Genomic DNA, 12,681 nt, shown 5'->3' with positions numbered 1-12,681 from the left:
TATAGCATTTCTTGTTCAGGTGAATCGGCCTGAACAAGAAATGCTATGGGGTCTGCACCCGAGCGATTGCGAGGCAACAATGACCATCGATTTCGTGATCCGCAATGCCCGCCTGCAGGGAAGGGAAGGCGTAACCGATATCGCGTTCGAAAACGGCGTCATAGCCGGCATCGCCGAAAGCGCAACGCGATCCTTCGTCTGCGACGCGCCGGAACGCGATGCCGAGGGCCATCTCCTCTGCCGTGGCCTCGTCGAAACCCATCTGCATCTCGACAAGGCCAGCATCATCGGCCGTTGCACGCTCTGCACCGGTACGCTGGCCGAAGCGGTCGCCGAGACCTCGCGCGCCAAGGCCGCCTTTACGCAGTCGGACGTCTACGCAAGGGCCGCGGATGTCGTGGAGCAGGCGATCGTCAACGGCACGAACCGCATCCGCACCTTCGTCGAAATCGACGGACGGGCCGGCTTCCGTTCTTTCGAGGCGATCAAACAGCTCCGGGCCGACTATCGCGCGCTGATCGACATCGAGATCTGCGCCTTCGCGCAGGAAGGTCTGACCAACGATCCGGGCACGCTGGAGATGCTGGATGCGGCGCTGCGGTCCGGCGCCGATCTCGTCGGCGGCTGTCCCTATACCGATCCCGATCCGCAGGCGCATATCGCCGCCATCTTCGACCTTGCCGAACGCCACGGCGTGTCCGTCGATTTTCACTTGGATTTCGATCTCGACCCCGAAGGCTCCAACCTGCCGACGGTCATCGCCGAGACGCTGCGGCGCGGTTACCAGGGCCGGGTTTCCGTTGGTCACGTCACCAAACTGTCCGCGCTACCGCCGGAGGCATTTGTGGAGATCGCCCGGAAGATCGCGGAAGCCGGCATCGCCGTCACCGTCCTCCCGGCGACCGACCTCTTCCTCACCGGCCGCGCCGCGACGCATCTCGTTCCCCGCGGCGTCACGCCGGCCCACCGCCTTGCAAGCCTCGGCGTGCTCACCACCATTTCAACCAACAATGTGCTGAACCCGTTCACCCCGTTCGGCGACGTCTCGCTGCTGCGCATGGCCAATCTCTACGCGAATGTCGCGCAACTGGGCACAGAGCAGGCTCTCGCAGGCGTTTTCGATATGATCACGGTCAACGCGGAACGCCTGCTCGGCCTGAGTGCCCTGCCGCCCGCCATCGGCGATCCCGCCACCCTCGTCCTCCTGTCGGCCCCCTCCGCCGCGCAGGCCATCGCCGGCCCGGCCACGGCCACGGCCGCCTGGAAGAACGGCCGCCAGACCTTCGAGCGCCCGCCGCCCCAACTCTTCCGTCCTATCTCGACAGCCTCACGCCCCTGAAAGCGCAAACGTCCCACGGGAGAACAAGGAGCACGCCATGAGCGAGAAGACGACAGCCGACCAGACATCGACGAACCCGGCCGCGATCGACCGCGTTCCAGCGCGGCCACGTGAGGCGAGCAGCACGCAGGCCGCCGAAGCCCCAGGCAACCCGCCCTCTGCAAGCCCGCCTCTCACCGAAGCCGACGCCCGCCTCCTGCGACAAACCTTCGACATCGCCCGCCGCGCCCAGACCCACGGCAACATGCCCTTCGGCGCGCTTCTGACAGGCCCTGAAGGCGAGGTGCTGATCGAAATGGAAAACGGCTACTTCCCCGACCTCGACGCCACCGCCCACGCCGAACGCCTGCTCGCGACCGAAGCCTCCAAACGCTACCGCGAACCCTTCCTCGCCACATGCACCATGTATTCCTCGGCCGAACCCTGCGCCATGTGCGCCGGCGCCATCTACTGGACCGGCATCGGCCGCGTCGTCTACGGCCTCTCCGAACACGCCCTGAAAACCCTCACCGGAGACCACCCCGACAACCCCACAATGGACCTCCCTTCCCGCGCCGTCTTCGCCGCGGGGCAAAAGACGATCGCGGTGGTGGGCCCGTGCCTGGAGGATGAGGCTGGGGCGGTGCATGTGGGAGCTTGGTGAGCGGGCTGGGCAGGACGTATTGCACTAGCGAGATCAGTGACCCGCCACGACGCAAAACCTCAGAGTAACTTCGGGGAAATGGTGCCCGGAGGCGGATTTGAACCACCGACACGCGGATTTTCAATCCCGTGCTACCCGTGGTTTTGCACTACCTTACGCAGAAAAAGTTGTCAAACCCGACTGCGATAAACAAGACCTTAGCCCGGTTTTGTCAAACGAAATTGCTACGGTCTCGGACCGTTTAGAGCGTGCCGTTGCATGGCTTACGCAGCATCTTGATAGCTGCCCGCGTCCCATCATCCACTACGTCAAACAGTCATACGACCTTGGCAATGTCGACGCCGTTGAGGCGGTCCGTCTGGCTCGCATTGCGCGACAGGAAGCGTCGGCCGACTGATGCCGCCGCGCGGAAAGACCGACCGACAGAAGGGCGACGTTACCGCCGCCTTCAAGGTGATCTCGTCGGGTCACCTTGGGCTGACGCGCGCTGAGATGTTCGTCGCGAACGCGATCCTGCGTCATGTAGGCGCAACGGATGACACGTGCTTTCCGTCCGTCGAGCGCCTGGCGGCGATGTCGAAGATCGCACCCCGCAACGTGATCAACGCGACCAACGCGCTCTGCACCGGTCCCGGCCGCCTCTTCGACAAGTTCCGCAAGGCCGGCAAGGGCAAAACGAGCACGTGCAATTACACCCCGAGGTGGCAGCGATTTCGTGAGCTTCACAGCGATATCGAAGCCATTTTCATGGGCCGTTATGACGATGACGAGGGCTCGAATAGTGACGCTAGCGTCACTTTGAATAGTGACGCTAGCGTCACCCTAACTCCTGTACAGTTAACTCCTGTTAATCACCCACTGAGCCCTACCACGTCTCAGGCGTCGAGTTCTGTTGCTGAGCCGGAACCGAAAACGCAGAGCAAGCCGAAGCCAAGATCGGCTCTTGATGAAGATGGTATTCGCCTAAAGGTTGCACCCAAAGCAGACGCTCCGATACGCAGCGAGCGGAAGGCAAGCGAACGCTGGAACGCGGATCTCCTGCGGTGCGGATCGCGGATCTACGGCGAAGTGATCGAGTGGTTGCCGGAACGCATTGCCGAAGAGGCGACGCGCGAGGAGCGGCAAAAGTATCATCGAGGAATATCATTCATTCGGGACAAGCTTATGGAGGCTGGAAAGCTCGAGCTTGCCGCGAACGTCTCGAAGTATTGTTTACAGTAATACATAGAAAACAGGAGATATACATGGGTAGACTGAAGACATTGCCGCCAAGGCTTGCGCCCGCTGCACCTCGGCTCGGCACGCCGAAGCCTGTCGACCGGGAGCAGGCTGAGCGCGAGAGGACGAGGGAGCGTGACAGGCTTCAGGCCTCACGCAAGCTGTACAACAGCCGAGCGTGGCGGAAGCTGCGCGACGAGGTGTACGCTCGTGACAACTGGACCTGCCAGCAGACGGGCGTGATCTGCCTGGGCAAGTTCCCGGCTCCCAACAGCCCGGTAGCTGACCACATCATCCCGCATCGTGGCGACCTCGCGCTGTTCTGGGACAAGGCAAACATTCAGACGGTGAGCAAGGCCTACCACGACAGCCACAAGCAGCGCGAGGAGCGGGCAGCATGGTGAGCTTGGGCTGGGACTATGTGCGGGCAGAGGTCGCAGAGCTGTGCGCTCGATTGATTGCTGAGGGTGCAGACCCTGTGGAAGTGCGGACGATCCTCTCGACCGCATCGCTCAAGATGCTTGTTCAGGAGGTCGGTCGCGACCATGCGGCGACAGTCCTTCGATGCATAGCCAATACGATCGAGTGGGACGACGAGGACCATCGAGGCAGCGAGACGGAGGAGCGGCCGAGGCTGACGGTCATCGACGGAGGGGGGGCATCGAAAGTCTGAGAGGGCCTTCGCGTGTACACCCGCGTCCCCCGCATTCAGAGGTTTTTTTTGCTCAGCCGATTTATTTCCGGTCAAACCCCAATCCAGAGGCGAAGCCAGCCATGACGGAAAGTCAAGACACTGTAAACGTTGATGAAAACCAAAGAGAGGAAGCCGTTTGCGATAATATTTCCCGATTTAATTTACCGGCGGCAGTTCAGCTGAAGTGCTCGATCTGTGACGCGGATTTCGAGAAGCCGGCGCACTCGCGCCGCGAGGTCTGCTCGTTCAAGTGCAAGGAGGAGCGAGGCCGCCGCTACGCTCGGCAGTACCAGGCAGACGGCCGGCGCATGCTGGCCGAAATGCGCCGCAAGTTCGGCGGCCGCGCCCCGACACAGGACGAAATCATGGCCATCATCAAGCGAAGGAGCCGCACATGACCCCGAAGAGAACAACGATCGAAAACGAACGCGAACAGGAGCGCTGGGCCAAGGTCAAGCAGGTCTGCGACGTCATTACCGAGCGGGCGCTGCTGATGATGGTGAACGACGCCGGTGCGCCGGTCGCCATGGCGCTCGACCGGCTGCTGACCTACGCGATCGCGCAGGCCTGCAAGATCGACGGCTCGCCTAAAGCAGCCGAAGCGCTCCGCCAGTTCGCGGCGAAAGTTGACGGTGGACTTTTCCACAGCATCACCGGCGAAGACAAGCCGACAGGCAGGGGGCATTGACGACGATGCGCGATGCTGGCATGTTCCGCTTCGGCTTGATCGAAAGCGCCACCGGCTGGACTCGGGCGCAACAAGACAATCCACCTTCGGCAGTACCGGCGACCATACCGGGCGCGAAGCACAAAGCGGGCCATCGGCTCGCGTGTTTTGACGTTTCCGAAGGTGCGCCCATGTCTCAACTGCTGCTCAAGTCTTCCTCAACTCTCAAATACGCTGATGCGCCCTCAATCGAGGTCAAGGCCGATGCAAACGGCCGCATCACGGGCTATGGCTCAACGTTCCTCGACGTCGATCACTACGGCGAGCGCGTCATTGCAGGCGCTTTCGCGAAAACGCTGGCAGACCATCGCCAGCGCGGCACGATGCCGAAAATGCTTTGGCAGCATGACAATACGGTGCCAATCGGCAAGTGGCTGGAGATGCGCGAGGACGGTCGCGGCCTCTATGTCGTCGGGCAACTCAACCTCAAGACCACGAACGGCAAGGATGCTTACGAGCACCTGCTGGCCGGCGATGTCGATGGAATGTCCATCGGCTATCGCGAAAAGAAGGTGAAGCCCGGCACGCCTCGAGATCTTCTGGAGCTCGATCTCTTTGAGATCAGCATTGTTACCTTCCCTGCGAACCGTGAGGCAATGACAGAGACTGTCAAATCCTTCAACTCCAAGGCCGAACTCGTAGACATGCTGCGTGAAGGCGGCCTGTCGAAAAGCGCGGCACAGCTGGTCGCCGCCGGCGGCTGGAAAGCCCTCTCCAAAGAAAATGAGATCGACACGGACGAAGTAACGCGGCTAGCCGCCGCAATCGACCGTGCAACCCAAGCCCTGAAAGGTCTTTAAACATGACACTCCACCAGAAGCCGGCAGCGGTAAAGCGCGCAACAGCGCATCTCCTCAACAGCGCCGGCTATCTCACGAAGGATACCGGCAGTCCGCTGGAAGCCCTCTCCCGCAAGTTTGGGGACCATGCCGCTGAAACGCTCAGCAAACTCGGAGCCACAAATGACGAACTGGCTGCGATGAAGCAGCAGATCGAAAACCATGGCGCCGAGCTGTTCGAGCTTGCGCAGAAGGCCTCCCGTCGCAGCGGCCTCGACGACAGCATGCCCGATACGATCGGCAAGCAGTTTTCTGACGACGATGACGTCAAATCGTTCGCAAATCAGCAGGCGCGCCCTGGCCGGGTGAGCGTGCAGGTCAAGGCAACAATCACCACGGCAGAAAATTCGGCCGGCGCGCTGGCTCCGGCCGCGCGTGACCCGTACGTCGGTCTCCCGCAGCGCCGTTTCACGATCCGCAACCTCCTGCCTGTCGTGAATGTCAGTTCCGGCTTTGTCGAATATCCTCGCCTCGTGACGCGGCCGGGTGCGGCGGCGATGGTGGAGGAGGGTGCTCTGAAGCCGGAAAGCGCCATGGCGCTGGAGCTTGTGCAGACCCAGATGCGAGTCATCGCGCACTGGATCCCTGCTTCGCGGCAGATCCTCGATGACGCGCCGCAGCTGCGCGATGTGATCGACGGCGAGCTGATCTATGGCCTGAAGCTGAAGGAAGAGGAACAGCTGCTCAACGGTTCCGGCGTCGGACAGAACCTCCTCGGGATGGTGACGCAGGCGACGGCCTTCACCGCTCCGTTCGTCGTGCCGGGTGCGACGATGATAGACACCATCGGCCTCGGCATCCTGCAGACGGCTCTCACGGATCTGGAGCCGGACGGCGTGGTTGTCTCCTCGGCCGACTGGATGCGCATGCGCCTGCTGAAGAACGCAGACGGCGAATATCTCCTCGGCGCGCCGGGCCAGAACATCGCTTCCCTGCTGTTCGGTCTGCCTGTTGTCTCGACGCCGGCCATGGCCGTGGACAAGTTCCTTGTCGGTGCGTTCCAGGCGGCTGGCACGCTCTATGACCGCTGGCAGGCCCGCGTCGAGGTCTCCACGGAGCATGCGGATTTCTTTGTCCGCAACCTCGTCGCCATTCTGGCGGAGGAGCGTATCGGCCTTGCCATCAAGCGCCCGAAGGCCCTGACCTACGGTGACTTCGGCAACGTGACCTGATCCGCTGCCAGTCTTCACGTGAGGCGTGGGCGGTCAGATCGATCGCCCACGCCTTTTGGTTTCAGCCTTTCGAGGAGTGCCAGATGGCCGATGCTGATGATTTCGTTTTCCACATGATGGCGGTCATGCAGGACCAAGGATTTTCCCGACAGGACATCGCGACGGCGCTCCTCGTTGGCTCACTGGCTGCCGCAAAGGAGGGCTGCAACAGCCTAGATTTCGCGGCGTCGCTCGATCACGGCGCGGCGATCGTGCGGGCTGAGAACGTTTCGCAGGAGGTGCATTAATGGCAACGGACGTTGAAAAACTCGTCGTGCAGCTCTCTGCCGACATCAAGCAATATCAGCGCGAAATGGAGCGCGCTCGCGGCGTGACGAACCGTCAGATGCGCGCCGTCCAGCGGGAGCATGAAGCCGTTGCCAAGAAAATCCAGCAGATATGGGCCACGGCCGGCAAGGGTGTTGCCTTGCTGAGTGGTGCTCTCGGCGTTGGCTTTTCGCTCGGAGCGGGAAAGGAACTTATCGACACGGCCACGGGCATCTCTAATGCACTGAAGGTTGCCGGTCTGTCGGGTAGTGAACTGAAGAGCGTGTATGACGATCTCTTTGCCTCCGCCCAAAAGAACGCGGTTCCCATTGAGGCATTGGTGCAGCTCTACAGCAAGCTTTCGCTGACGCAGAAGGAGCTGGGCGCAACGCAGCCAGAAATGAAGCAGTTCGTGGACAGCATCGGCCTTGCACTCAGGGTCGGCGGCACGGACACAGTGCAGGCCAGCGGCGCGTTGCAGCAGTTGTCGCAGGCGCTGGCAGGCGGCACGGTTCGTGCGGAAGAGTTTCAGTCTCTCATCGAGGGCGCGCCTACGATCCTTCAGGCCGCTGCTGACGGCATCGAGGAAGCGGCGGGTTCGGTAACCAAGCTGCGTAATCTCATGTTGAGCGGCGATCTCTCTTCGGCCGCGCTCTTCCAGGGCGTCATTGCCGGCACTACGGCAATGGAAGAAAAGGTCAAGGATGCGGAAGGCACGATCTCACAGGCCATGGTCCGGTTTCGGAACACGCTTGTAGATGTGGCGGGCGAGTTCAACAAGGTGACCGGCGCCGGCGACCAGTTCGCCGCGGCGATCGACAATCTAACGTCATCGGTTGCCGGGTTTGGTGCACAGCTTCAGGCTGTCGCAAACTCGGACATCGGCGCTTTCATCGGCTGGATCAACACGGCGATCGAGCGCGCGTCTCTCTTCCGTCAGGTCATGGGCGGCATTCCCGGCATCATCAATAAGATGGGCCAAATCAATCAGGACATCTTTCAGGGCAAGCCGCTCGGCACGAGCATGAAGGAAGATGCGATCCAGAACCGGATTGACCAGGCCTTCGAAGATCCTGCCGCGCCGAAGACCGGCCGACTGCCGGCCGCGCCGGAGGTCACCCCGCCGCCTGTCGTCAAGCCGATCTCGATCAAGGACTACCCGGTTTCGCCCGCGCCTAAGAAAGGCTCTGGCGGGTCTGGTGGATCGGGCGGCGGCAGGAAGGGCGGCGGCGGCGGGCGCTCGACGGACGATTATCAGCAGCTCGTGGACCGCATCAAGGAGCGCACCGCCGCGATCGAGATGGAGACGGCGGCGCAGGCCACGCTCAATCCGCTGATCGAGGACTATGGACTGTCGCAGGAGCGCGCCTCGATCGCTGGCGAGCTGTTGACGGCGGCGAAGCAGAAAGGCACGGCGGCCGGCAAGGAATTGTCGAGCGTCGAGCAGCTGCTGAAAGGTGATTTCGAAAACCTGTCGCCGGCCGCGCGTGAGCAGGCAGAGGCCATGCTGGCGCTGGCGACGAAGTATGGGGAGGCCGAAGCCGCCAGCACGAAGCTGGCGGAGGCGCAGCGCGCCAACAAGCAGGCCGTCGAGGCGTTCCGGGATGGCTCCAAGGATGTGGCGCGCGGCCTGGTCGATGACCTCATGAACGGCGTGAAGGCCAGCGAGGCGCTGGCGAACGCGCTGAAAAAGGTTGGCGATATGCTGCTCGATAGCGCCTTGAATAGCCTGCTCAACGGCGGCGGTGGATCTGGCGGCGGTATCTTCGGCAGCATCATTGGGACCATTTTCGGCGGCGGCGGCGGCGGCGGGCCGGGAGCGGGAATGGCCATGGGCGGTATCAAGGCTGCGGGCGGCGGCAAGGTTTCCGGTCCCGGCACGTCCACGAGTGACAGTATCCCGGCGCAGCTTTCCAACGGGGAGTTCGTCGTCAATGCGGCAGCCACGAAGCAGAACCGGCGTCTTCTGGAAGTGATCAATGCTGGCCGCGCAATCAGGCTGGCCGATGGTGGGGCCGTGGATGGCAGCAAGCTGGCGGCGCCGCTGTTGCCTGCGCTTCCGAAAAGCTCTTCAGGCTCTACCGTATCCGCTCCGGTTAACATCACAATCAACGCGCCCGGAGCCGACAAGGAAGGTCTGGCGCGTGTCGAGCGACAAGTCGCCACGCTGAAAGCTGAGCTTCCGGCTCGCACGGTCGATGCCGTGCGGAAAGCTCGGAAGAGGGGCGAAAGGGTCTAAATCAGCCGCGTAAAATATGACGCCAGCGTCACTATTTCAATCACGTGTCAAATTTCACTTGGATGTTCTTTTACGTAATTCTCGACAGCATCCATGAAATTAGCAACCTCTTTAATGTATGCTCCATAGGTGGTTTTGAAGTCTTCTTCAAATTCCGCTTTCTTGTTCTCCAAACGGTTTATTCCAGCAGTTGTTATCCAACCTTGATACTCTAGAGATGCAATCTCTAGAGTACGTAGAGCTGGCAAGAGATCTCTAAAATATATAGTTGCAATAGAAACTGCAGTTGGAAGCGGTTGCGTTTGTATGTCGGGATTTTCGCTAAACAGCGTTGTACGCACCTTCGCTTGCAGCCAATCAGACTGCGAAATGACAGCTGCAAGCAGGGCTTCAAGACGCTCTCGACGTCGAGTTCTAGCTGCTTCTCTAGCCACCAGAATGTGACCAATGGCTGGTCCTACTGCGCCGCCAATGACCGCCAGTACGCCGCCAATCAGGACAGGGAGTAAAACGGTCCAGATACTCGCTTCGGCTGCTGGCTCCATCACGGTCGATCCTCAAGGGTCTATGCGGTTATGTTCAAAACCAACAATTTGTCCGCTGCTGATGTCGGGTCGGCAAATTTGCGTGCCTGAAAAGGTGGCCAAGTTGGCCATTATTCAGCAGTGTCGATCACTCCTCCGGCGGGCGGAAGGCAGTGCCCGGAAAGCGTTCTTTGAAGTCATCAATGAACTTTATAACTCGATCGGCATCTCGGAGCGTTGCGTCGCTCACTTGCCCGGCTTGTTTCATAGCTTCCGAAAAATCTCTTGTGATCTTCAATGGCGCGCTGCCTTCAACAAGAGAGTCGGCAGACACGCGTGTTGCGACGCTTCCCATATAAGCGAACAGGGCCGCATTTTTCCGTAACCTCGCTGCATCTTCTGCCGCGAGGTCATCAAGACTATCGTCTGTATTGTAATCCAAGGCTTTTTTCGCCCAGGCTGATCCGTTCTCCGCTACAGAAGCGATTTCGAGCATAGTCTTTTCTGCTCGCAACCCGATCTGGCAAAGCCGTCTCATGGCCTCGGCCCTGCTGCGGATACGGTTCTTGTAACCCCAGTCATCAATCTCCTCAGCTTCCGCTTCAGATAGCATCAGCTGAAATTTCAGGGTTTTGGGGTCGTCACTCATATCGCGCTCCGATTTTTGGTTAACATAATCAAAACGATCTGTTCCGCAAGTGCTGGAACTTACGTCAGTCGCTTGACAGTTAACGAGCTGTTCTCCATAAATCCATTAGTGATGGAAGTGATGGAGGTTCAGTAAGTGGACGCATCTGAGCTTAAGACCGAGCGGTTTCAGATGATGATTGAGAAATCGACAATGAACGCTGTCGACGATTGGAGCTTTCGCAACCGCGTCCGCTCCCGTGCCGAGGCAATGAGGTTGCTGATCTCTAAAGGATTGGCAAGTGATGAAAAAGCAAAGGGCGATGCTACGGCCTGAGAACCAGCATCGCCCCTTTGGATCAATTCCCTGAGAGGAAACTGAAATGCAGAATAACACTACAACGAAAACCGACGACGACGCAAGCCGGATCACGTTGGACGATATCCAGTCGGATTTAAGTCACCTCTTCCACCTTGTAGATATCGCTCTGGAAAATTTTGTCTCGCTCGACAGGCCGACAGAGCAAAACGCGCGCGTGCGCTGCGACAGGGTATCGGCGATGCTTTGGCTCGCGGTGGCTCGCGTCGAAGCCTGTGCGGGAATGATCAATGATTACATCCGGCACGATCTGACAGATTTTCGCGAGGTCTGCTCGCTGGGCGGCAAAGAAGTCAGCGTACTGAATGCAATGGTTCATCAATACGAGGAACACCGGATTGCCTGGGAGGCAACCAGCAACGGCCGGGGCGAGTTGATAGACCGGCATCCAGAAATGATTGCGATGGATCACGCGGCTCGTTCCTTTGCGCAGTTCCCCGTCACGACCGAAGATGGCATGCGCGCAAAGGCTAGAGCGCTTCTTCGCAACAGCACGCTTCATGGCGATATTATGGACAACGCCGATGAGGATTTGCGCGAAGCTTTTCTTCGCTCAATGGCCGGGCCTTGCAAGAAGGGGGAGTGCTGATGTCCAGCGCCACTCTCAATATCAAGGTTTCGCCTCGGCGCATGCTTACGGTGCGTGAGGCTGCCGAATACTGCGGGTTATCGGTGAAACTGTTCGGGCGGCTCTGCAAGGTGCCGCCCGTGAAACTCGCGGACGGTTCCGAGCGGCATGATATGCGCGATCTGGATGACTGGATCGATGGAATAAAGCTCGGCAGCTCGGACACGGACGCCGACGTGCTGGCGAGGCTGACATGACAAGTGGCCGCGAGAAACGACAGAACCCCTACAAGGGCTGGAAGATCCAGCAGGACAAGAAACCGCCGTTCCGTTGGCGGGCATACCACCGCAAGACCGGGGAGAAGATCGACTGCACCGTGTTCGAGGTCTACTCGCTGGCCTTCAACATGGAAGTCCATCGCATCAACGAGCAACACAAGGCCGTAGAGGCGAAGCCGGGCACGCTCGGCATGCTGATCAAGCTTTATCGCGCCAGCGCCTTCACAAGCGGCGATCTGGCAGCGCGTACGATCTCCGACTACGAAAAATGCTTTGAGTATTTGCGACCGATCGAGGACACGCCTCTGTCACGCTTCAACTCGCCGCTGATCGTCAAGATGCGCGACAAGGCTCGTGCGTCGCGGAAGGATCATTTCGCGAACTATCTCGTCCGGGTGATCTCGTTGCTGTTCGCGTGGGGCAAGGAGCGTGGACACGTCTCCGACAATCCAGCGGCCGGCATTCGAGCTATTCGGAAGAAGAAGGGCGCGCCGGCAGCGAACCGGCCGTGGACGGACGCTGAGCGCGACGCCGTACAAGCGGCCATGCCGAAGCATATGCTTCTCCCGTTCACGCTGATGATGTTCTACGGCCTCGATCCTCAGGACGCCTTGGGTCTGCCGAAGACAGCTATCCGCGATGGCCGGATCGACACGAGGCGCGGCAAGACGGGTCAGGAAGTGTTCCTGCCGCTCTTCGAGCCCGTTGAGGCCGCTATGGCGGCGGCAGGGCCACATGACGCCATCACGCTATGCGCCAACAGCCGTGGCAAGCCGTGGACCTACAACGGCTTCTCTACGAACTGGCACAAGCTGAAGACCGATCTTGAGGCAAAGGGCGTTGTTCAGCCTGGGCTCACTCTCAAGGGGCTGAGGCACACCGTGGCGACGATCCTGCGCGAGATGGGCAAGGACTACGGGACCATCCAGCTCGTGCTTGGACATGCGACAGAAGCCATGGCGCGGCACTACTCGAAGCGCGCTGATATGACCAAGCAGACATCGGCCGCTGTGACGGATTTCGAGGCCGAATTGAACAAACGCAAAACGAAAGTTGTCAAACCCACTTTGTGATTTTGTCAAACTCGGTTATATCAGATTGGATGCGGATATGAAAAAACGTAGGCGC

General features: G+C 60.0%; 17 protein-coding genes. 15 read left to right on the top strand and 2 right to left on the bottom strand.

What is annotated here, in order from left to right:
* Positions 1-79 precede the first annotated feature (79 nt).
* From C8J33_RS09735 to C8J33_RS09685, 11 genes are all read left to right on the top strand, one after another.
* The gene (locus tag C8J33_RS09735; protein ID WP_132663914.1) at positions 80-1,339 is read left to right on the top strand and encodes an amidohydrolase family protein; all 1,260 of its coding nucleotides are present in this window, start codon (positions 80-82) and stop codon (positions 1,337-1,339) included.
* A 37-nt stretch (positions 1,340-1,376) separates the two neighbouring features.
* Positions 1,377-1,982, top strand: a complete 606-nt coding sequence (locus C8J33_RS09730; RefSeq protein ID WP_132663912.1) for a nucleoside deaminase — start codon at positions 1,377-1,379, stop codon at positions 1,980-1,982.
* 396 nt (positions 1,983-2,378) lie between these two features.
* Entirely contained in the window at positions 2,379-3,203 is an 825-nt protein-coding gene (locus tag C8J33_RS09725) for a hypothetical protein (protein ID WP_132663910.1), read from the top strand.
* Between the two features lie 23 nt (positions 3,204-3,226).
* Positions 3,227-3,604, top strand: a complete 378-nt coding sequence (locus C8J33_RS09720) for an HNH endonuclease (RefSeq protein ID WP_132663908.1) — start codon at positions 3,227-3,229, stop codon at positions 3,602-3,604.
* Positions 3,598-3,873 (top strand): hypothetical protein, encoded by a 276-nt coding sequence (locus tag C8J33_RS09715; protein WP_132663906.1) that lies wholly within the window; start codon positions 3,598-3,600, stop codon positions 3,871-3,873. Before C8J33_RS09720 ends, C8J33_RS09715 begins: the two co-directional genes overlap by 7 nt.
* Positions 3,874-3,974: 101 nt before the next feature.
* Positions 3,975-4,292: a hypothetical protein gene (locus C8J33_RS09710; RefSeq protein ID WP_132663904.1), complete on the top strand. Its 318-nt coding sequence runs from the start codon at positions 3,975-3,977 to the stop codon at positions 4,290-4,292.
* Positions 4,289-4,582, top strand: a complete 294-nt coding sequence (locus tag C8J33_RS09705; protein ID WP_132663902.1) for a hypothetical protein — start codon at positions 4,289-4,291, stop codon at positions 4,580-4,582. Before C8J33_RS09710 ends, C8J33_RS09705 begins: the two co-directional genes overlap by 4 nt.
* Before the next feature lie 5 nt (positions 4,583-4,587).
* Positions 4,588-5,421: an HK97 family phage prohead protease gene (locus C8J33_RS09700; protein WP_245507147.1), complete on the top strand. Its 834-nt coding sequence runs from the start codon at positions 4,588-4,590 to the stop codon at positions 5,419-5,421.
* 2 nt (positions 5,422-5,423) lie between these two features.
* Positions 5,424-6,632: a phage major capsid protein gene (locus C8J33_RS09695; protein WP_132663900.1), complete on the top strand. Its 1,209-nt coding sequence runs from the start codon at positions 5,424-5,426 to the stop codon at positions 6,630-6,632.
* 83 nt (positions 6,633-6,715) lie between these two features.
* The gene (locus C8J33_RS09690; protein WP_132663898.1) at positions 6,716-6,919 is read left to right on the top strand and encodes a hypothetical protein; all 204 of its coding nucleotides are present in this window, start codon (positions 6,716-6,718) and stop codon (positions 6,917-6,919) included.
* Entirely contained in the window at positions 6,919-9,177 is a 2,259-nt protein-coding gene (locus tag C8J33_RS09685; protein ID WP_132663896.1) for a tape measure protein, read from the top strand. Before C8J33_RS09690 ends, C8J33_RS09685 begins: the two co-directional genes overlap by 1 nt.
* Positions 9,178-9,224: 47 nt before the next feature.
* On the opposite strand, the gene C8J33_RS09680 is transcribed toward C8J33_RS09685, so the two are convergent.
* Entirely contained in the window at positions 9,225-9,722 is a 498-nt protein-coding gene (locus tag C8J33_RS09680; protein ID WP_132663894.1) for a hypothetical protein, read from the bottom strand.
* A gap of 127 nt (positions 9,723-9,849) precedes the next feature.
* Positions 9,850-10,350, bottom strand: a complete 501-nt coding sequence (locus C8J33_RS09675; RefSeq protein ID WP_132663892.1) for a hypothetical protein — start codon at positions 10,348-10,350, stop codon at positions 9,850-9,852.
* A 135-nt stretch (positions 10,351-10,485) separates the two neighbouring features.
* On the opposite strand from C8J33_RS09675, the gene C8J33_RS09670 reads away from it, so the two are divergent.
* The 4 genes from C8J33_RS09670 to C8J33_RS09655 are packed head-to-tail and all read left to right on the top strand — an operon-like array spanning position 10,486 to position 12,626.
* Positions 10,486-10,665 (top strand): hypothetical protein, encoded by a 180-nt coding sequence (locus tag C8J33_RS09670; protein ID WP_132663891.1) that lies wholly within the window; start codon positions 10,486-10,488, stop codon positions 10,663-10,665.
* Positions 10,666-10,711: 46 nt separating this feature from the next.
* Complete coding sequence (locus C8J33_RS09665; RefSeq protein ID WP_132663889.1) at positions 10,712-11,296, top strand: hypothetical protein; 585 nt, start codon at positions 10,712-10,714, stop codon at positions 11,294-11,296.
* Positions 11,296-11,532, top strand: a complete 237-nt coding sequence (locus C8J33_RS09660) for a hypothetical protein (protein WP_132663887.1) — start codon at positions 11,296-11,298, stop codon at positions 11,530-11,532. The genes C8J33_RS09665 and C8J33_RS09660 overlap by 1 nt, the downstream gene beginning before the upstream one ends.
* On the top strand, positions 11,529-12,626 hold the full coding sequence (locus C8J33_RS09655; protein ID WP_132663885.1) for a tyrosine-type recombinase/integrase: 1,098 nt from the start codon (positions 11,529-11,531) through the stop codon (positions 12,624-12,626). Before C8J33_RS09660 ends, C8J33_RS09655 begins: the two co-directional genes overlap by 4 nt.
* Positions 12,627-12,681: the final 55 nt, after the last annotated feature.

The organism is Rhizobium sp. PP-CC-3G-465 (assembly GCF_004343445.1).
In the GTDB taxonomy this organism is placed as follows: domain Bacteria; phylum Pseudomonadota; class Alphaproteobacteria; order Rhizobiales; family Rhizobiaceae; genus Ferranicluibacter; species Ferranicluibacter rubi.
This window is presented reverse-complemented; position numbering and strand designations above follow the sequence as displayed.